The organism is Faecalibacterium sp. AF10-46, assembly GCF_003604105.1.
Lineage (GTDB): Bacteria > Bacillota > Clostridia > Oscillospirales > Ruminococcaceae > Faecalibacterium > Faecalibacterium taiwanense.
This window is the reverse complement of the sequence record NZ_QVGY01000008.1, coordinates 93,058-112,595: the sequence shown is the minus strand read 5'-3', so window position 1 is coordinate 112,595 and position 19,538 is coordinate 93,058. Positions and strand designations below refer to the sequence as shown.

Annotated in this window: 17 protein-coding genes; 2 read left to right on the top strand and 15 right to left on the bottom strand. The window is 53.3% G+C overall.

Going from position 1 to position 19,538, the window contains the following annotated elements; translation table 11 throughout:
- Positions 1 to 5 precede the first annotated feature (5 nt).
- From DWV57_RS09855 to DWV57_RS14815, 4 genes are all read right to left on the bottom strand, one after another.
- Complete coding sequence (locus tag DWV57_RS09855; protein WP_118528404.1) at positions 6 to 1,301, bottom strand: hypothetical protein; 1,296 nt, start codon at positions 1,299 to 1,301, stop codon at positions 6 to 8.
- The gene (locus DWV57_RS09850; protein ID WP_118528406.1) at positions 1,301 to 2,917 is read right to left on the bottom strand and encodes a DNA cytosine methyltransferase; all 1,617 of its coding nucleotides are present in this window, start codon (positions 2,915 to 2,917) and stop codon (positions 1,301 to 1,303) included. Before DWV57_RS09850 ends, DWV57_RS09855 begins: the two co-directional genes overlap by 1 nt.
- A gap of 31 nt (positions 2,918 to 2,948) precedes the next feature.
- The gene (locus DWV57_RS09845; RefSeq protein ID WP_118528408.1) at positions 2,949 to 3,143 is read right to left on the bottom strand and encodes a DNA-binding protein; all 195 of its coding nucleotides are present in this window, start codon (positions 3,141 to 3,143) and stop codon (positions 2,949 to 2,951) included.
- A gap of 371 nt (positions 3,144 to 3,514) precedes the next feature.
- Positions 3,515 to 3,808, bottom strand: a complete 294-nt coding sequence (locus DWV57_RS14815) for a hypothetical protein (RefSeq protein ID WP_243089086.1) — start codon at positions 3,806 to 3,808, stop codon at positions 3,515 to 3,517.
- Between the two features lie 521 nt (positions 3,809 to 4,329).
- On the opposite strand from DWV57_RS14815, the gene DWV57_RS09835 reads away from it, so the two are divergent.
- Both DWV57_RS09835 and DWV57_RS09830 read left to right on the top strand, forming a co-directional pair.
- The gene (locus tag DWV57_RS09835; RefSeq protein ID WP_118528410.1) at positions 4,330 to 4,776 is read left to right on the top strand and encodes a hypothetical protein; all 447 of its coding nucleotides are present in this window, start codon (positions 4,330 to 4,332) and stop codon (positions 4,774 to 4,776) included.
- Between the two features lie 18 nt (positions 4,777 to 4,794).
- Positions 4,795 to 5,556, top strand: coding sequence for a DUF1829 domain-containing protein (locus DWV57_RS09830; protein WP_118528412.1), 762 nt, complete (start codon positions 4,795 to 4,797; stop codon positions 5,554 to 5,556).
- A gap of 578 nt (positions 5,557 to 6,134) precedes the next feature.
- Here DWV57_RS09830 and DWV57_RS09825 read toward each other — a convergent pair.
- From DWV57_RS09825 to sdaAB, 11 genes are all read right to left on the bottom strand, one after another.
- Positions 6,135 to 7,067, bottom strand: coding sequence for an ATP-binding cassette domain-containing protein (locus tag DWV57_RS09825; RefSeq protein WP_120020673.1), 933 nt, complete (start codon positions 7,065 to 7,067; stop codon positions 6,135 to 6,137).
- Positions 7,068 to 8,165: an ABC transporter ATP-binding protein gene (locus DWV57_RS09820; protein WP_097777037.1), complete on the bottom strand. Its 1,098-nt coding sequence runs from the start codon at positions 8,163 to 8,165 to the stop codon at positions 7,068 to 7,070.
- Between the two features lie 13 nt (positions 8,166 to 8,178).
- On the bottom strand, positions 8,179 to 9,282 hold the full coding sequence (locus tag DWV57_RS09815; RefSeq protein WP_118528416.1) for an ABC transporter permease: 1,104 nt from the start codon (positions 9,280 to 9,282) through the stop codon (positions 8,179 to 8,181).
- Position 9,283: 1 nt separating this feature from the next.
- Positions 9,284 to 10,219 carry an ABC transporter permease gene (locus DWV57_RS09810; protein WP_005936865.1) on the bottom strand — a complete coding sequence of 312 codons (936 nt, stop codon included), beginning with the start codon at positions 10,217 to 10,219 and terminating at the stop codon, positions 9,284 to 9,286.
- Positions 10,220 to 10,382: 163 nt separating this feature from the next.
- Positions 10,383 to 12,080, bottom strand: coding sequence for a peptide ABC transporter substrate-binding protein (locus DWV57_RS09805; RefSeq protein ID WP_120020672.1), 1,698 nt, complete (start codon positions 12,078 to 12,080; stop codon positions 10,383 to 10,385).
- Between the two features lie 430 nt (positions 12,081 to 12,510).
- Complete coding sequence (locus tag DWV57_RS09800) at positions 12,511 to 13,029, bottom strand: hypothetical protein (protein WP_120020671.1); 519 nt, start codon at positions 13,027 to 13,029, stop codon at positions 12,511 to 12,513.
- A gap of 113 nt (positions 13,030 to 13,142) precedes the next feature.
- Positions 13,143 to 14,714 carry a ribonuclease Y gene (rny, locus tag DWV57_RS09795; RefSeq protein ID WP_120020670.1) on the bottom strand — a complete coding sequence of 524 codons (1,572 nt, stop codon included), beginning with the start codon at positions 14,712 to 14,714 and terminating at the stop codon, positions 13,143 to 13,145.
- Positions 14,715 to 15,094: 380 nt separating this feature from the next.
- Entirely contained in the window at positions 15,095 to 16,861 is a 1,767-nt protein-coding gene (locus DWV57_RS09790; protein ID WP_118528424.1) for a tyrosine-protein phosphatase, read from the bottom strand.
- A gap of 125 nt (positions 16,862 to 16,986) precedes the next feature.
- A complete protein-coding gene (nagB, locus tag DWV57_RS09785) occupies positions 16,987 to 17,715 on the bottom strand; it encodes a glucosamine-6-phosphate deaminase (RefSeq protein WP_097777043.1) in 729 nt (242 codons plus the stop codon).
- Between the two features lie 232 nt (positions 17,716 to 17,947).
- Positions 17,948 to 18,823 carry an L-serine ammonia-lyase, iron-sulfur-dependent, subunit alpha gene (gene sdaAA / locus DWV57_RS09780; protein ID WP_120020692.1) on the bottom strand — a complete coding sequence of 292 codons (876 nt, stop codon included), beginning with the start codon at positions 18,821 to 18,823 and terminating at the stop codon, positions 17,948 to 17,950.
- 19 nt (positions 18,824 to 18,842) lie between these two features.
- Positions 18,843 to 19,511, bottom strand: a complete 669-nt coding sequence (sdaAB, locus tag DWV57_RS09775) for an L-serine ammonia-lyase, iron-sulfur-dependent subunit beta (RefSeq protein WP_120020669.1) — start codon at positions 19,509 to 19,511, stop codon at positions 18,843 to 18,845.
- Between the last annotated feature and the right edge of the window lie 27 nt (positions 19,512 to 19,538).

The following is a 19,538-nucleotide window of genomic DNA, read 5'->3' as shown; positions in this document are numbered from 1 at the left end:
GATGCTCATCTCCGCTCCAGTTTTTTCTTCATCTCCCAAGTGATTTTATTGATTTCTTTCACCATCTCTTCGATGTGAGGATCGTCTGTAAAACTATCCTGATTACAGTCTACAGCTCTAAGAGCACTAAGCGCTCGTTCAATAAGATCAGCTGGTTTGTTTGCGTCACGTTTATCTTCTAAACGCCGTGAGAAACGGCTCAGATTGCCTTTCAGATGCCCTTTAGCCTGATCAACCCATTCGTTATCTCTTTGCTTGAGCAAGAGGCTCAAATCTTCACCGGGGCAACGTTGCCGTAATTCATCAACTGTTTCCTCGTCAGTTGGTGTATTCTCTTGATGCTGTTTTAAGAAGTCACTCCAAAGATCTTTAAAGAAGAATATGCTTCCTTCTTTTCCTGTCTTTGCAATATCACGGAATTCCTTTCCTTCGTAGCGTGCTCTTATGTAATCAAAACAAACCAACTTAAGGTCTGATATATCGGAATCTGTATAATTCCAATCCACATTGCGAACATTAGTTCCACGTTTAGAATAGGAATCCAAATAGTTTTCCAAGTCGACGAATGGGCCTTCTGTTTTTTCAAGACGCGTATAAATCCCATCATAATCATATTCTTGTAGATACTCTTCCATAAGCGTTAGAATTTCAAGCCATTGTTTTATCTGACTTTCTTTTTCGCTCATAAATTCTGCAATCTGCTTTTCTGTAAACCCAAGATGCTTCAGTTCTTTGCACTTTAAATACTTTTCTATCGGATTATAATCCAACTTATCATCCTCTCCCATTTGATAGATAGTCTCAAGCTGTTGAATGTCTTTTTCTTCTGCATCATCCGGGAGAATAATCGCAAGGAAATATTGGCATTTTTCAACTTCAGCATAAGAATAGCCGTATTCTTCATGCTTATGGAACAACCGATTCAAAAGCATGGCTCGACGGTTGCCATCGACAATAATACCGTCCGATGTCACAATACCGTACCTCTGCTGGCCAATTTTCAATAAGCTTTCCATTGTAGTTTTATTGCGATCGACCTTTGATTCGTACAAGAAGGTTTCAATGATTTCCCGATCGGAATCTAATTCCGCATTCAATTCACCATTCTGTTTCTCATACGAAAGAACATCGGAGCCGATTCTGCCGTTGTACTTGTTATAAATGAGATAATCTAAAGGAATTCTCCATACGATTTCTGTCCTCGTAGTTCCTTTATAGCGCAGGGGTATTCCTGTCATAGCTTGATTCAACTGATTGGTCTTTATTTCTTCCAGTTTTGCTTTTCTTGTAGCAGCATCCATTATTTCGACCCTCCCATAAAATCAACCATGGCTGTTAGAATGTAGTAGCCAATTACAATAGCAAGTGGTAAAGAAAAAGGTTCCTCTCCAATGACGACCACTTCCGTTTGTTCTTTTGGCGTAAGTAGCATATCAATATATTCTCTAATACTATCTAAAAGTTCGTATGGGCCTTCCCAGGGAGTGGGTTTTCTCTGCTCGGATGTCATACAATACACTTTTTGGAATGAATCCATGTCAGTGACGGTCGGTTTTATTCTTGACAAATAATCCCGAATGCTCTCATGGTACTTCTCTGGAATTTCTTTTATTTTCAGAGCAGGGGTGTATTTTTTAGCTTTCTCTTTCCCTTGACTATAGTGTATTTCAGCATCCCACTTAAAAATCTTCTGAGTAAAGTCAGAATGATAATTTGTTAATTCCACACGGTATGCATCTATTATCAAATACGGAATATGATACTTGAATTTTGCAACATCGCGCCGTGGTTTTTCAGCTCGGACAGCAAATTTTCTACCATTCAAATCGACAAATTTAATATCCTTATCATGCTTAATCTGAGGGTAATGATTTGGTATAGGTATTTGCTCTGCTTTAGCTATAGCTTTTGCAAGTGCATAGGACATTTTAGGTGGCACCGCATTACCAACAAGAGTATGCTTGATTCCTTTTGATTCGCCATAAAACCAATAGTCAATGGGAAAGCTCATCATGCAAGCTGCTTCTCTTACTGTTGGCAAGCGATAACTGTTTTCCCCATATCCAAGTATCATTGCTTCCCGTGCGCTGGCGGTCATAGTTGCCATAACAGTCCTTGCGGGTTTATTTAGGTTTTCAGGGAAAGACATTTTTCCCATATACCCTTTATCTTGTTTTAACCGTTTGGCTGTTTTACACTCAAACTCAGCAAGCTCATAGATATAATGCTGATCTGTTACTTGCTGTGCTTCCAGCTTAAGGTCTGGATAATTGATATCTGTAATCAGATTGTTATCTGTTCTCAATGGGTTTCCAAGCGAATCAAGAACTTGTTTCAAGGTTGTCACATTGTTATCGTTTTTTACTCTAATAGGCTCTGGAAATTCTCCACAGAGGTAGCGTTCCCTATTTGTAGGAGCTCCAAAATATTTTGCATTATATTTTCCCGATGCACCATCATGAGGTCTTAAAACGAAATCGCCTTCAAGTCCTAAGTCAGCAGCAGAATACTCTTCTTTAATATACTGCTTTACCGCTGGCACATTTTCCAGTATCCAATATTTTAAGACTGATTCTTGTTTGAATTTTTTACGGGCGATTATTCTTAAGTAGGCTTCAATTAGCTGAATACCAATTGATTTATCAGCATTTCCAGACTTATTGGAATGGGAAAATGACTGACACGGTGGCGATCCGATAATAACCTCACTATCAGGCACTAACGCTTCAAATTCGTCATCTGGAAGTTCAGATATCCGAATAACATCGTCTTGTATTACATTGACACTGGGCTTATTGCCTTTGTATGTTTTTACGGCAGGTCCCCATTTATCGACAGCAAATACTATTTCAAATCCGGCTTGACGGAATCCCTCTGAAAAGCCACCGCCGCCACAGAAAAAGTCAGCAACTCTCATTTCATAGACCTCTTTATCTTTAGCTCAATTCTTAATCATTAGGTTGTTTTCTATATTTTCTACTCTTTATTCGAGCGTCAACCGGCTTTTTCGCCTCTTCAAGTATCAACCACATATTTCCGGCTCGTTGAACATTTGGGATACGCCCCTCAGCACAAAGTGTTCCTATTCTCCCGGTCGAGATATTCCATTTTTTACCAATCTCTGTTGTAGAGACATATTTCATCTAAACATCCTCCGTCAAAACCACGGTATAACAGGATATAACTATTCATTTATATCATATCCCACAACCGGAATAATATCAAGATGGCAAATGTCATAAATCGACATAAAATTAAGCTTTTTCGCATCTTTCCTGGTCAAAGGATGAGCAGGCGAAATGTGAGTTCATACTTATTTGGCAAACCTGCTAACGAGTGTCAATAGGCTGAACAAAAAAATCATTGCCGGGTGCAGTTAAGCATCCGGCAACTTTAATAAGCCGACAGCACCGCTTGTCAGATGAAAATCATCGTAATAGTCCATCAGAAATCATCAACCGGCATCAGAAGATGGCTGAGGGCGCAGAAATTCGGTAACACGAGTGCAATAGATTCATAGGAACTTGGCACTTCCTGCGACGGTATAAACGTAATAATGCTTTCCCTCGGAACGCTTTTTGTCCATGAAGCAGTAAACAGCATTTTTGTTCTGTTTTTCAGTCGCGGCCTTTTCTGCTTTCGGCGGACGACCACGGCGCAGCTTTTTCGACTCCTCCGTATTGGTGGGCTGCGGTGTTTCTCCAGAAACTGCCACCTCCGGCATTTCGGGAGTTTCCGCCTTTTCGACTTCGGCGCAGGTGTTCTGTCTCTTTTCCACCATAAGCTCATTGATTTTGTCAAAGGACACAACCACATCGCTGGGCGCAGGTATGGCAGGCCCGGTCTGTTCCTACCGGGGCTCAGACGCTGCGGCCTGTTCGGGTGTAGCGATAGGCTCGGCGGCCTTCGGGGAAGTATTCTCCGCAGGGCCCGTATTCAATTTTTCATCGGCCATTTACACCCCCTTCGTTAAAGTTGCACAAATTTGAATGCTAAGATTTTGTAGTTTTTTGTGTTCCCTTTCCGTCTATCCACGTAAAAAAGCCGCCCGTTCTTCATGCCGGACGGCTTTTTTCGTAATGTGATAAATCAAATATTTTTTCTGGTTTGCAGGCTCCGAAAGGCCTTGTATTTACAGTGTTCCTAATAGGAAGCAATCATATGACTTTGATGTCTCCACCAAGCAAGAGAAGTCCGAGTCTGCTTCTGATTGAAGATGGGTTTGGACTTTTCGTTTTCTTAGGGTAAAAAACAGAAGGAACGATAAATCGCTTATTGAAAAGTGTGCTAAAGAATGGTACAATCCGTTATAGAGAGGAGGCAAGTTCAATGGGACAAGGAACTATAACAGATGACGAAGCCAGAAAGATGCTTGAGATGCTCAAAAGTCTTTTTGAAGACGAATTGAACTTTCCTCTACCCGGAAAGAAGTTGGAATTCGAAGCAGTTGGCGAAAACAAGCGGGATTTGTTTGTTGTATCTATCTTTCGTGGAAAGATTCAATCAGCAAAGGTCAACATAGGAGCTAGGATAAAGGTCAATGGAGTAATGCTCCTAGAACTTCATCTTAATCCCACAAATGTACATCAGAATCCCGATGGCAGGAAAATTACTGGAAGCCACTGGCATATATATACGGAAGAGTATGGTCGTTCCATGGCCTATGAAGCCGAAGATATAAAGTCAGATAATTTTGTCGAGAATACCTTGGCATTTTTGAAACGTTTTAACGTTGTCAAAATGCCAACAATAAGTTATCAACTAGAGTTGTGTTAAAGAAAGGAGGAATAATCTTTGGATATTCAAAAATTGATTAACGACTATGCGCAATGGTTAAAGAATGAAATTACATTTTCGAAGATTGGCGAATATTACGAGATTACTACTCCGTATTTAGATAATGCAAATGATTATTTGCAAATTTACGTTCGTCAAGATGGAAATGACATTCTCTTTTCGGACGATTCGGCAACTATCAGCAATTTGAAAGCTACGGGTTTTCAATTTACACCCAATCGAAAAAAACATCTTCAGCGCATTTTAGCACAATTCGGCGTTAATTGTGAAGGAGATGAGTTGACCGCAAAAGCTCCTATTCAGGAATTTGCAAAGAAAAAGCACCTGTTTATTCAAGCAATTTTGAGAGTAGATGATATGTTTGCGCTCTCAAAATCGAAAACAGCGTCGTTGTTTACTGATGATATTCAGCAGTTCTTTGATTCGAGAGATATATTTTATTCGGACAATGTTCAATTTACTGGAACATCAGGTTTTACTCATAGCTATGATTTTCTGTTCCAAAGAACTAAAACACAGCCAGAGCGTCTCTGTCAGGCAGTGAACAATCCAAACAAATCCAGTGTTGGCAATATCTTGTTTGCGTGGAACGACACAAAGCTCGTCCGAAAAAATAATAGCCAGTTAATTGTAATTCTCAATGATCAAAACAATGTTTCCCGTGGAATCGAGGAAGCCTTTACAAACTATGATGTGAAGGTCGTTCCTTGGAGCCAGCGCAATGCCTCTGAGAATCTTGCATTGTTCGCTGCCGGCTAAACTATTTATATATAGCAGGGCATTTCTAGCAATGGGAATGTCCTGCTGTTTTTATATGGCAAATGCAAGTGCTTGTAGTTGCGTTAAATGGTAACAGTAAGTGTCAAGTTTCGTACCCAAAAATTCTTGGGTACGGTTCTGGGTACAAAGAGCCATTTTAGACACGAAAAGATACCAAAAGCTACGTCAAAGTACACAAAGACACTTTTATGAAATTGTCAGATAGTCACAAGATTTCACAAGAAAAACGGGATTTCAAAATTAGCGACGTTCTCATAACCGCTTGGTCCCGGGTTCAAGTCCTGGCTGGCCCATAGAGAAAAGGCACCCCTAGGGGTGCCTTTTCTCTATATTCAGGGCCGCTAGGACTTGAACAGCACGGCACCGCCATGGGCGGGACAAACAACAGCCCGGTGGGCTGTTGTTTAGTGCGCGGGTCCCAGCGCATAGGAATGTCAAAAAGTGTCGGATGCCGTTCTGAGGGCCAGCCAGGACTTGAACCCAAAACTTATTCAAGTAACGATAATAAAATAAAGAAGGAGCGTTTCCATGCGGGAACGCTCCTTCTTTGTTTACTCTCATTTACACCATTTTGCAAACTCTTCGTCGGTGCACTTGACATAGTGGCTGCCGCTCACATGGTGATCGGTGCCCTTGTTGTAATCGATGCCGGAAGTGGCGTAGTCGTAGGTCTCAGCCACGCGGCGTTTTTCCACCACCGGATTCGGCAGCGGGATGGCCGACAGCAGGCTGCGGGTGTAGGGGTGGATGGGATTCTCGAAGATCTCTTCGGTCGTACCCGTCTCCAGCAGGTGGCCCAGATGCAGCACGCCGATGCGGTCCGAAATGTACTTGACCATGGAAAGGTCATGCGCAATGAACAGGTAGGCCGTGCCGGTCTCCTGCTGGATATCCTTCATCAGGTTGACCACCTGTGCCTGAATGGACACATCCAGCGCCGAGATGCACTCATCTGCGATGATGAGCTTGGGGTTCATGATGAGGGCGCGGGCAATGCCCACGCGCTGGCGCTGACCGCCGGAGAACTGGTGGGGATAACGCTCAGCATGTTCGGGCGCAAGGCCTACCTTGGCCAGAATTTTCTCCACCTTTTCGCGGCGCTCTTCGCGGGTCTTGTACATGTGGTGGATGTCCAGACCCTCGCCGATGATATCCTCCACCTTCTTGCGGGGGTTCAGGGATGCCATAGGGTCCTGAAAGATCATCTGCATCTGGGTGCGCAGGGTGTTGTTCTGGCTGTGGTTCAGCTTGCCGCTGATATCCTGCCCATCAAAGATGATCTTGCCGGCAGTGGGGTCATACAGGCGGATGACGCTGCGGCCGATGGTGGACTTGCCGGAACCGGACTCGCCCACCAGACCATAGGTCTCGCCGGGATAGATCTCAAAGCTGACATTGTCCACAGCCTTGACGGTATAGCTCTTGCTCACGCGGAAATACTGCTTCAGGCCCTCGACCTTCAGCAGCGGAGCAGCATTCTGTCCTGCCATTTATTCCGCCTCCTTGATCTTTTCTGCCTCGGCACGCATGCGGGCAATGCGCTGAGCAAGCTCAGGCGGCATGTCCACCTTGGGTGCGCGGGGGTCCAGCAGCCATGTAGCTGCATAGTGGGTGTCGCTGATCTTGAACATGGGCGGGTCCACTTCGTCGTCGATGTTCAGGGCAAAGTGGTTGCGCGGCGCAAAGGCATCGCCCTGCTTCTCATGCAGCAGGTTCGGCGGCGAACCCGGAATGGTGTACAGACGGTCGTCTGCGGTGTCCAGATCGGGCATGGCGGAAAGCAGGCCCCATGTGTAGGGGTGGCGCGGCTCGTAGAATATCTCGTCGATGGTGCCGGTCTCCACGATCTTGCCTGCATACATCACGTCCACATAATCGGCCACCTTTGCCACAACGCCCAGATCATGGGTGATGTAAATGACAGAGATGCCGCGCTCACGCTGGATGCTGCGGATCAGCTCCAGGATCTTGGCCTGAATGGTCACATCCAGTGCCGTGGTGGGCTCGTCACAGATCAGCAGGTCGGGGTCGCAGGCCAGTGCAATGGCAATGACCACGCGCTGGCGCATACCGCCGGACAGCTGGTGCGGGTAGCTCTTCATGCGCTTTTCGGCATCGGTGATGCCCACCTCTTCCAGCAGCTGCACAGCCTTTTTGTAGGCGGCATCCTTGGGCATCTTGTAGTGCCACAGCATGCCCTCCATGATCTGCTTGCCGATGGGCATGGTGGGGTCAAGGCTGGTCATGGGGTCCTGAAACACCATGGCGATGCGCTTGCCGTTGATGTGGCGGCGGATCCACTTTTTGTCCTTCTGCAGCAGATCCACCGTCTCGGGGCTGCCGTCGGCGTGATGGTAGCTGAACTGGATGGAGCCGCTGTTCACAATGGCGTTCTGTGCCAGAATGCCCATGGCGGCCTTCATGGTAACGGACTTGCCGGAGCCGGATTCGCCCACCAGCGCCACCGTTTCGCCCTTGTACAGGTCGATGTTCACGCCGCGGATGGCGTGCACCGGGCCTGCGGTGGTCTTAAAGGTGATATCAAGGTCTCGCACCGACAAGACCTGTTCTTTTTTGTTTTCAGGCATGGGGTGTTCCTCCTTACATACTCTTCATCTTGGGGTCCAGCGCCTCGCGCAGGCCGTCGGCCACGAGGTTGAAGCTCATCATCAGCAGGCTCATGACCACCATCGGCGGGATGATCTGATAAGGATGGGTGGTGAAGCTGTTGTACAGCTCGCTGATCAGAGAACCCAGCGAGCACTGCGGCACCGGGATGCCCAGACCCACAAAGGACAGGAATGCCTCGGTGAAAATTGCGGTGGGGATGCTGAACATGACCTGCGTGATGATGGGTCCGATGATGTTGGGCAGCACTTCCTTGAAGATGATGAAGAAGCTGCCTGCGCCCAGCGTGCGGGAAGCCAGCACGAACTCCTGATCCTTCAGCTTGAGCATCTCAGCGCGGGCAATGCGGCTCATGCCCACCCACTCGGTGAGCATCAGGGCAAAGATAATGGTGATCATGCCGGGCTTGAGCACCAGCAGAAGCAGCGTGACGATCACCAGACGGGGGATGCCGTTGGCAACTTCCAGAAAACGCTGCATCACCATATCCACCTTGCCGCCAAAGTAGCCGGAGATCAGGCCGTAGCTCATGCCGATGACCATATCGATGATGGCGGCGGCAACCGCGATGATCAGGGACACGCGGGCACCCTCCCAGGTACGGGTCCAGATATCGCGGCCATAGGTGTCGCTGCCGAACCAGTAGTAGACATCCTCCTTGCCCTTTTCCACATAGGCATTCACTGTCTTGGAACCGGTGGTGGTGCTCATTTTCTCGTCACCGTTGAAGATGCCGAAGTTCTCCAGCACCTGCACGCGGGGCGCAAAGTTTTTCTGGCTCAGCTCCTGACCGGAGTAGGTATACTCGTTCATGCCGGGGCCAAATGCCGCCAGCAGCACGATAAAGACAACGAGGATCAGGCCGAGCACCGCGCTCTTTTTGCGGAAGAAGCGCACCCGCACATCCTTCCAGAAGCTCTGTGCGGCAAAGTTCGAGTCCATTGCGATCTCTGCGTCGTTATGCTTGAGCACAAAGTCCTTCTCGTTGAAGGTGTGCTCGGAATACATGGTATCCACTGCGCTGACGATGGCATCAGCCGTGGCTTCGCCGCCCAGGCGAATCGCTTTTTCTGCCATATCAGTCGTCCCCCTTTGCCAAGCGGATGCGCGGGTCGATGATGCCGTACAGCAGGTCAACGACCAGCATGATGCCAATGTACATGGCGCTGTAGATGAAGCTCAGGCTGATGACCACATTGTAGTCGTTGGACTGGATGGCCGTCACCAGCAGGCTGCCCACGCCGGGAATGGCGAAGATCTTCTCCACCACCAGCGAGCCGGTCATCAGGTCCACGATCAGCGGGGCCAGCACGGTGATAATGGGGATCAGCGCATTGCGCAGCGCGTGGCGGAAGATCAGCGCCGGGCCGGAAATGCCCTTGCTCTCGGCCAGCAGCATATAATCGGAGTCCAGAACTTCGATCATTTCACTGCGGGTAAAGCGGGCAATGGAAGCCATGGTGAACATGGACAGCGAGATGCTGGGCAGCACACTGGAGCCGAATACATCCTTTGCGGAGAACAGCATGGGGAACCACTTGAGCTTGAAGCCAAAGGTATAGCTCAGGGCCAGTGCGATCACGTAAGACGGCACCGACACGCCGATGACCGAGATGATGGTGGCCAGAGTGTCGAAGATGGTGTCCCGCTTGAGGGCTGCAATGATGCCGAGCACAAGGCCCACGATGGCACCCAGTGTAACAGCCATGCCGCCCACACGGATGGAAATGGGCAGACGAGACTGGATCAGCTGGGAGATGGGCGTGTTCTTGGAAATATTGTAGCTTACGCCGAAGTCACCGCGCAGCATGTTGGTCACATAGCGGAAGAACTGCACATAGATGGGCTGATCCAGACCGTACTTTGCGTACAGGGATGCGCGCATTTCCGGTGTCAGCTTTTCATCGTTGAAGGGCGAACCGGGCATCAGCTGCATGAGGATGAACAACACCAGCAGGATGGCCAGCAGCGTAAACAACGAAGTGATGATACGCTTGAGCGTGTATTTTTTCACGTTGGGTAGACCCCCTTAAAGTTTCTTCTCCGCCCTGCACGGGGCAGAACGGCTCCCGCCTGCCGCGGTCAGCCGTGCACCGCACGCGGACAGTGCAAAAGCCAAAAAGTCGCACAGCGGCATTTTCGCTGCCACTGTGCGGCATTTCAGTTCTCGATCAGGATCAGACGCTCTTCTTTGCGTCCTTGTAGACGCGGTTCAGAGCAACCGGGTGGAAGTCCACGCCGGTCACGGCAGAAGAGATCATCTCGGCGTTGCACTGACCATACAGCGGGAAGATGGCGGCCTGCTCCAGCACGATGGACTCAGCGTCATACATGGCTTCCCAGCGACCCTCGGGATCGGTGCACAGATCACCGGTGGTGCACTCTGCGATGATGGCATCGTAGTCAGCGTCGCTCCACAGACCGTAGTTGTTGGAGTTGCCGGTGACCCACATGCCCAGATAGGTCATGGGATCGGCGTAGTCGGGGCCCCAGCGGGTCAGGCCGATCTCAAAGTTGCCGTCCTGCATATCCTGCACGCGCTGCTTCTTGGGCTCTACCTTCAGCTCCAGAGTAAAGCCGGGCAGAGTGGTCTGCAGCTGCTCCTGAACGACCTGAGCGACCTTCTGAGGAGCATCGTCGGCATCGACGACCATGGTGAAGGAGAAGGAATCCTTGCCCAGCTCAGCCTTGGCCTGCTCGTAGTACTCTGCAGCCTTGTCGGGATCGTATGCGCAGAACTCTGCAAACTTGGTCTGGTCGGCGCTGAAATCGCTGCCATCCGGGCCGGTGGCGAACTGTGCGGGCACTGCGGTGTAGGCGGGAGAAGAGCCATCCTTCAGCACGTCATTGGTGATGGAATCACGATCCAGTGCAAAGGTGATGGCACGGCGCAGGTTCAGGTTTGCCAGCTCCGGCACAGCGTCCATGTTGGGGCTGATGTACCACAGGTAGCCGGCACCCACGCTGGTGAACTCGGGGTCGTCCTTGACCTGCTCCACCTGCTCGCCGTTCAGCAGGGTGATATCCAGATCGCCGTTCTGATAGCTCATCAGAGCCTGCTGGCTGTCCTTGATGACCTGATAGTTCAGACCGTCCAGCGCAATGCGGTCGGCATCGTAGTAATCGGCGTTCTTCACCAGCTCAAAAGCGGTGGCAGCCGGCTCATAGCTGGTCAGCACGAATGCACCGTTGGACAGCACGGTGTCTGCGCTGGTGCCGTAAGTATCGCCGCAGCTCTCAAAGAACTTCTGGTTCATGGGGTAGAAGGTGGGGAAGTACATCAGGCTCAGGAAGTAGCTGACCGGAACATTCAGCTCCACCTTCAGGGTCTTGTCGTCCACTGCGGTGACGCCCAGATCGGTGACGGGCTTGTCGCCTGCAATGATCTCGGCGGCGTTGACCACCTGACCGATATCGCTCAGCATGTAGGCATACTCGGATGCGTTTGCGGGGTCAACAGCACGCTGCCAGCCAAACACGAAGTCTGCTGCGGTAACGGCATCGCCATTGGACCACTTTGCATCCTTCAGGTGGAAGGTGTAGGTCTTGCCGTCCTCGCTCAGCTCATAGCTCTCTGCCAGAGCCTCCACGGCTGCACCGTTCGCATCCATCTGCATCAGGCCGTCGGTGTAGCATGCGATGACCTCAAAGGAGGTGCCATCGGTAGCCAGCTGGGGGTCCAGAGACTGGACTTCGGTCTCCAGCATGACGTTCAGCACACCGCCCTCAGCAGAGGCGGCTGCACCAGAAGCAGCGGTGGAGCCGGAAGCAGCGGTGCTGGAAGAGCCGCCGCAGGCAGTCAGAGCCAGTGCAGCAGCCGATACGCCTGCAGCAGCCAGGAAGCTGCGGCGAGAAATACGACGATCGAATTTCATATTTTTTCCCTCTCTCTTGCCTCAATGCTTTATTAAAGTAAAGCATTGAATGGTGAAAAATGCACAAAGGTTTTTTGCTCCTCCTCTGGAGCACTGCACACCTTTGTGCGATATCCGCATTATACGCTGTTCCACCTAAAAAAGAAAGGCTTCCGGCTGTTTTTCTGTGCTTTGACCAATGGTCAGTGAAAAATATGTTTTTATTTTTGTGCAGATTTGAAGATGTACTGTATTTTCGCAAAATACAGTTTCACGAAAACATGAGTTTTTTGTGTTTTTCCCGGAAACAGATGAAGAGATTTCACCTGTGTATTTTCATTTTTTGTGCATAAGTCGTACTTTCAACCCGTTTTTTGTGCACATACCAGACTCAAAAAATCCCTGCTGAAAACGCACCGTTCTCAGCAGGGAAACACCGTTTTTTCGTTTTTCAGGCAAACATCGCCACTACGTAAATCTCGCCGCCGTATTCAATGAACACCGCGCCCATCTGTGTGCGGCCTGCCGCATAGCTGCGCAGTGCACTGCCCGCCTCGCTCAGCGGCGGAGCATACAGGTAGCCGGTAAAGCCCCATTCGTTGTTCATTGCAAGGCCGATCACCACGCCTTTTGGCAGGAACAGAAAACTGGTGGAATGATCGATAAAATCGTACACATTCGTGTCCAGCATGGCACCGGAGCCGGTGGTCATGGGCACCTTGCGTGTCAGCAGGCCGGACTGGGTGGTCAGCTGGGTGGAGTCCTCCACCAGCCAGTCCGCCAGACGGCTGGCTGCATCTTCCAGATCGGTATTATAGGTCAGGCTGGGGTCTACCTCTTTCATCAGGGCCTTGGCCTGTTCTGTATCCTTCTGCACCGTGCCGCCCATCAGTGCACTGCATCCGGCCAGCACCGCCAGCGCCAGTGCACCCGCCAGCAGGCAAGCCAGCCATTTTCTTGCATGTTTCATAGAGTGGTTCTCCCCTTTCGGTCTGTTTTTCTCCATGATACCTTTTTTGCCGCCGGATTACAAGCAGAAAAAAGCTGCTGTGCATCTGCACGGCAGCTTTTTGGGGCAAAACTTTATTTTGCGTACTCCACAGCGCGGCTCTCGCGGATCACATTGACCTTGATCTGGCCGGGGTAATCCAGCGTGTCCTCGATCTTCTTGGCAATGGAGCGTGCCAGCAGGATCACCTGATCGTCGCTGATGACATCGGGCTTGACCATGATGCGCACTTCGCGGCCTGCCTGCACGGCAAAGGCCTGCTCCACGCCCTCGAAGCTGGAAGAGATCTCCTCCAGATTTTCCAGACGCTTGACGTAGCTTTCCACGTTCTCGCGGCGGGCACCCGGGCGTGCAGCGCTGATGGCGTCGGCAGCCTGAATGATGAAGGCCAGCGGAGTCTTAGGCTCCACGTCGCCGTGGTGAGCCTCGATGGCATGGATGATCTGGGTGTTTTCCTTGTACTTGCGGCAGATGTCCACACCGATCTGCACATGGCTGCCCTCGATCTCGTGATCCAGTGCCTTGCCGATATCATGCAGCAGACCGGCACGGCGTGCCATGGTCACATTCACACCCATCTCGCCTGCCAGCAGACCGGCCACCCATGCCACCTCCATGCTGTGGTTCAGAGCGTTCTGGCCAAAGCTGGTGCGGTACTTGAGCCGGCCGATCAGCTTGATGAGGTCCGGGTGCAGGCCATGGATGCCCAGCTCCATCACGGCGCGCTCGCCCTCGCGCTTCATCTGCAGCTCCAGCTCGTGGCGGCACTTTTCCACCGTTTCCTCAATGCGGGCGGGGTGGATGCGGCCATCACCGATCAGGCGTTCCAGCGTCATGCGGGCCACCTCGCGGCGGGTCTGGTCGAAGGAGGACAGGGTGATGGCCTCCGGGGTATCGTCGATGATCAGGTCCACACCGGTAGCCGTTTCCAGCGCACGGATGTTGCGGCCTTCGCGGCCGATGATGCGGCCCTTCATTTCATCACTGGGCAGCGGCACCACGCTCACGGTGGTCTCGCTGCAGTGGTCGGCAGCGCAGCGGCTGACAGCCTGACCGATCAGGTTGCGGGCAATGTTGTCGCAGTTTTCCTTCAGGTCGGTCTCATAGGCGGCAACACGCACAGCCTTTTCGTGGGTCAGTTCCTCGTCCACCTTGTGCAGCAGCACTTCGCGGGCATCCTCCTGACTCAGACCTGCCAGCGTCTCCAGACGCTCCATCTCCTTGGCGCGCAGGGCATCGATCTCAGCCAGACGCTCCTCGGTCTCTGCGGCGCGCTTTTTCAGCTCTTCTTCCTTGCGTTCCAGCGCCTCGGTCTTGCGGTCGAGGGCAGTTTCCTTCTGGTCGATGCGGTTCTCCTGACGGCTGATCTCCGCACGGCGCTGCTTGATCTCCTTATCGGCTTCTGCCTTCTGGGCATCCACCTCGGCCTTCAGCTTGAAGGCCTCGTCCTTTGCTTCCAGAACCGCTTCCTTGCGCTTCTGTTCTGCGGTCTTGATCGCTTCGTTCACAAGGCGGGTCGCCTCGGCTTCTGCGCTGCCGATCTGGGCTTCGGCGGTCTTTTTACGGTTGTTGTAGCCAATAAAATAGCCCGCACCAACGCCGATCACAGCAGCGATCAGGGCCACAATCACTCCAATCGCGGTCATCGCGTTTCACTCTCCTTTGTTAGAATTCAAAATTCTGAATCATAAGCAGGAGACGCTGTAGGGCAGGTGTAGGCTGCAAACATTTTTATAAGCGAGCTTTCAATGCAAAAAGTGGCAATAAGACCACACGCACGGCCAAGGCCGCACGGACAGGCTGCAAGCTTTTCTATCTACGGTTCTATCTTATATAAAAACAGGCAGGCTCTGCCTGTAAGGGACACGGGTCACGGGAACGACCTGCACACAGCGTCTTTTATTCCATACTACTATTTATAGTACGAAACAATTGCCCGCTTGTCAAGAGGAAAACCCTGCTCCGCAGAACATTTTGTGCAGAAAACAGGGACAGTATCCGCACCGGATGCCGTCCCCGTTCCCGTTTATTCCAGATACATCCTGCGCAGCCGCATCAGGCGCGCAGGGGTCAGGCCGTATTCGGCTTCCAGATAGTTCTCGGCGCTGCCGTATTTTGCGCGGATGGTGCGCAGCACAAAGGGTGCGGCTGCCGGGTCCACGCCCGCCTTGCGGTAATAGCGCATCCGGCAGGCCGGGTTTGCCGCGATCTCTTCGGCGTGCTCCGCCAGCACTGCGTCGATCTCAGCCTTGCGGCAGAGGTTCGTGCGCTCATAGTCCGCACAGATCGTCTCATCCGAAGCGCCCAGTGCCAGCAGAATGAGCATGGCCGCCACGCCGGTGCGGTCCTTGCCGGCCGAGCAGTGGAACAGGATGGGGGTCTCGCCTGCTTCCAGCGCGCGGAACAGCTCCTTGAACGCCTTGTTGCCGAACAGCATCCGCTCGTACATCGCCTGCATGAAGGTGCTGCCGTCGGCGCTTTCTTCATGGCCCTTCATCAGGGCGGCGATACCATCCGGCGCAAAGGAGATCTCGTGGCCGTCCTCGGCGCACAGGCCGCAGATCTGCACCAGACGTGCACCGTCCGGTACGTAGTCCGGTTCTTTCTGCACTTCCCCGCTGCTGCGCAGATCAAGGATCAGGCGCAGGCCCAGCGCGTCCAGCTTCGCGCGGTCGGCTTCACCGGTGAGCTTGCAGGTAGGGATGCCGCGCCAGATCTGGCCCCACTTGATATGCTTGCCCTCGTCGGCTTCGTAACCGCCCAGCTCCCGGAAGTTGGTGCCGCCGGCAAAATCCAGCTGGGTGCCGGGCACCGGGTGGGCCGGTGCAGCCTTTGCCGCAGCACTGGACAGCACCGGGAAATTGTAGAACGGCTTTGCGGGCCGTCCGCGGCGGGGCGGCAGGCTGGCCGAACCGCCCAGCACCTCCATCAGGTAGCTGCGCAGCAGGTCGATGTAGGCAGAGGAATGATCCCGCCGCTGCACCAGTGAGACGCACAGCGGGGGCAGATCTTCCAGCAGCACATCCCGCACGCGGTCCAGCTCCCGCCGGGCACCCGGCTCGTAGCGGGTCAGACAGGTGCAAAGCTGCTCCTGCACAAGATAATAGGCCTGATAAAAGCTGGGGCCGATCTCCGCATTCGGCGCAAAGCCCGACCGGGCGCAGGCCGACCACAGCGGGCTGAACAGATCCTGCCGCAAGCTGGGCAGCAGCACCCGCTGACCGCGCAGCTCTGCCAGCGGGATGCTCTCCTTATCCCAGAACGCGTGCCCCCGGGGCACCAGCAGACAGGCAGGGTCCGCCCGCAGGGTGGTGCGGGCCAGTACCGGCGCAGCACAGCCCAGATCGATGACCAGACCCGCGTCCAGCTCCCCCTGCTCCACATCGTCCGCCACCGCGTCGTTGTCCATCATGCGGAAGCGCATCTCCACATGGGGGTACTGCTGGCGGAACTTGTCCAGCTGGGTCTCCAGCCCGGGCAGGTAGTCCGGCACCAGCGACACGCTGATGCCGATGCGCACCGGCTGCGCCGACTGGATCTCGGCCCGCAGGGATGCCTGCATCTGCTGGAACTGCTCCACTACCGGCGCGGCATGGCGCTGCAGGCTCATGCCGCGGTCGGTAAGGGTGAGCTTGTGGTGGGCGCTGAGGAACAGCGGCCCGCATAGCTCGGCTTCCAGCGCAGAGATGCTCTGCCGCAGTGCCTGCCGCGACAAAAACAGCCGCTGTGCCGCGCGGCTGTAATTCATTTCATCGCACAATACCAGAAAGTAGTGCAGCTGGCGGATATCCATGGTTTCCTCCCTGAGAAAAGTGTCATATATAAAAGAATACCGCCTTTTTGCGCGATTGTAAAGCCGTTGCCAGCAAAAAACTGCCGCACAGCATTGCACCGTGCGGCAGTCAGAGCGCGGAACGATCAGATCAGGCTCAGAGCTTCCTCGTCGCCCACCAGCGTGAAGTCCGGATGCATCTGCAGAATGCTTGCGGGCACCTCCGGAGTGACGGGGCCGAAGAATGCCTTCTTGATGATCTCGGCCTTGCCTGCGCCGTTTGCCACCATGAGCACCTTACGTGCCTGCATGATGGTCTTGATGCCCATGGTATAAGCCTGCTTGGGCACCAGATCCACATTGCCGTCAAAGAAGCGCTTGTTTGCCTCAATGGTCTCGGGGGTCAGATCCACGCAGTGGGTCTCCAGCTCAAAGGCTTCGCCCGGCTCATTGAAGCCGATGTGGCCGTCGTGGCCGATGCCCAGCAGCTGCAGGTCGATGCCGCCCACAGCGTGGATGATCTGGTTGTACTTTGCGCAGGCATCCTCTGCATCGGGGTTGGTGCCGTCCGGCAGGTTGATCTTTGCAGGGTCGATGTTCACCTTGTCGAACAGGTTGCGGTGCATGAAGCTCCAGTAGCTTTCCGGGTGCTCCTTGGGCAGGCCGCGGTACTCGTCCAGATTGACGGTGGTCACCTCAGAAAAATCGATGTCGCCCTTGTTGTACCAGTCCACCAGCTGTGCATACGCGCCCACAGGGGTGCCGCCGGTCGCCAGACCCAGCACGCAGTTGGGCTTCATAATGACCTGTGCCGAAATGATATTGGCTGCCTTGCGGGACATATCCGCATAATCCTTTGCACGAATGATCTTCATTACAAACGACCTCACTTATCATCTTTTTTTGCCGCTCTGCACGGGCTGCGCAGAGCACTTCTGCATTTAGTTTATCACATTTCGCAGACAAGCGCCAGTCATCCCGGCCATCTTTTCGGCGTGTTTGCACAAAAAGATGCAAAGTCCCGACGTTCGGGCCGGCATTTCCGGTCACAAACGCGCAAAAACGCCGCCGGGCGTTTCCACACCGGCGGCGCTGCATGTTGAAAGATCAGTTCCCGCTGCACAGGCCGCAGACGGAACAGGCGGCGGGGGTGGCGGCACAGCCGCCAAGGGCGGTCTCGCGCAGCTCGGCGGGCAGGCGCTTGCCCACGGCGTACATGGCATCCAGCATCTGGTCGAAGGGGATCAGCTGGCGGATGCCGCTCAGGGACAGTTCTGCTGCAATGAGGGCGTTGGCCACACCGGCAGCGTTGCGATTCTGGCAGGGATACTCCACCAGCCCGCCTACGGGGTCGCACACAAGGCCCAGCATGTTCATCAGCACGGTGGAAGCCGCGTCCAGACACTGCTGCGGGTCGCCGCCCATCAGCTCCACGGCGGCAGAAGCAGCCATGGCGGACGCAATGCCCACCTCGGCCTGACAGCCGCCCACGGCACCGGCCACGGTGGCGTTGCGCATGGCAAGATAGCCCACGGCACCGGCGTTGAACAAGGCATCCACGATGCGCTGGTCGGAGATGCGGTAGCACTCCTGCAGGGCCAGCATCATGCCCGGCACCACGCCTGCAGAGCCTGCGGTGGGTGCAGCCACGATCAGGCCCATGGAAGCGTTCACTTCCAGCACGGCCATGGCGTAGGTCATGGCCTTCTGCAGCACATCGCCGCAGATGTTTTTCTTCTTATTATAATGTGTTTCCAGCTTTTTGGCCTCGCCGCCGATCAGGCCGCCCATGGATTTGATGGGCTTTTTCAGCGGCTGGGTGGCAGAAGCGCGCATGATCTCCCATGCCTTTGCCATGCGGTGATCCACAGCATCCCGGGGCACTTCGCCCAGAATGCATTCCCGCTGGCGCATCACTTCCGAAATGGGCAGTTGATTTTCCTCGCACAGGTCCAGCAGCTCCTTGGCGGACTTGAAATCCATGTTCATCGCTTGTCCCTCCTTACGGCTGCACGACCATTACATCGTTGATGTTCGGGTTTGCCAGCAGCAGCTGATCCACACCCTCGGGCAGGCGCTCATCCGACTCCACGATGGTGTAAGCCGTGTGGCCCTTTTCCTCGCGGAACAGACGCATGAACGCGATGTTCACGCCGCGGTCGCTGAGGATCTTGGAGATATGCGCCACCACGCCGGGCTTGTCCTTCTGCACCACGATGAGGGCGTTGTACTCGCCGGTAAAGTCCACCTCCACGCCGTTGATCCGCACGATGCGCACCTTGCCGCCGCCAAGCGATTCACCGCGCACGGTCATCACCTGACCGGCCGCATTCTCCATGCGGATATCCACCGTGTTGGGGTGGATGTCGGTCTCCACCTCATTGGGGGTGAAGCTGTAGCCAAGGCCGCGGTCGGTGGCAATGGCAAAGGAATCCCGGATGCGGGTATCATCGGCCGAAAAGCCCATGATGCCGCCCAGCAGGGCGCGGTCGGTGCCATGGCCGTGGTAGGTCTTGGCAAAGGAACCGTAGAGGGTAAAGTCCACCCGCTTCAGCGGCGGGGCGATCATCTTCTGTGCCAGAAAGGCGATGATCTCCGCACCTGCGGTGTGGGAGCTGGAAGGGCCGATCATGTTCGGGCCCAGAACATCAAAAACACTGATAAATGCCATGGGGTGTCACTCCTGTCAGGTCAAGAA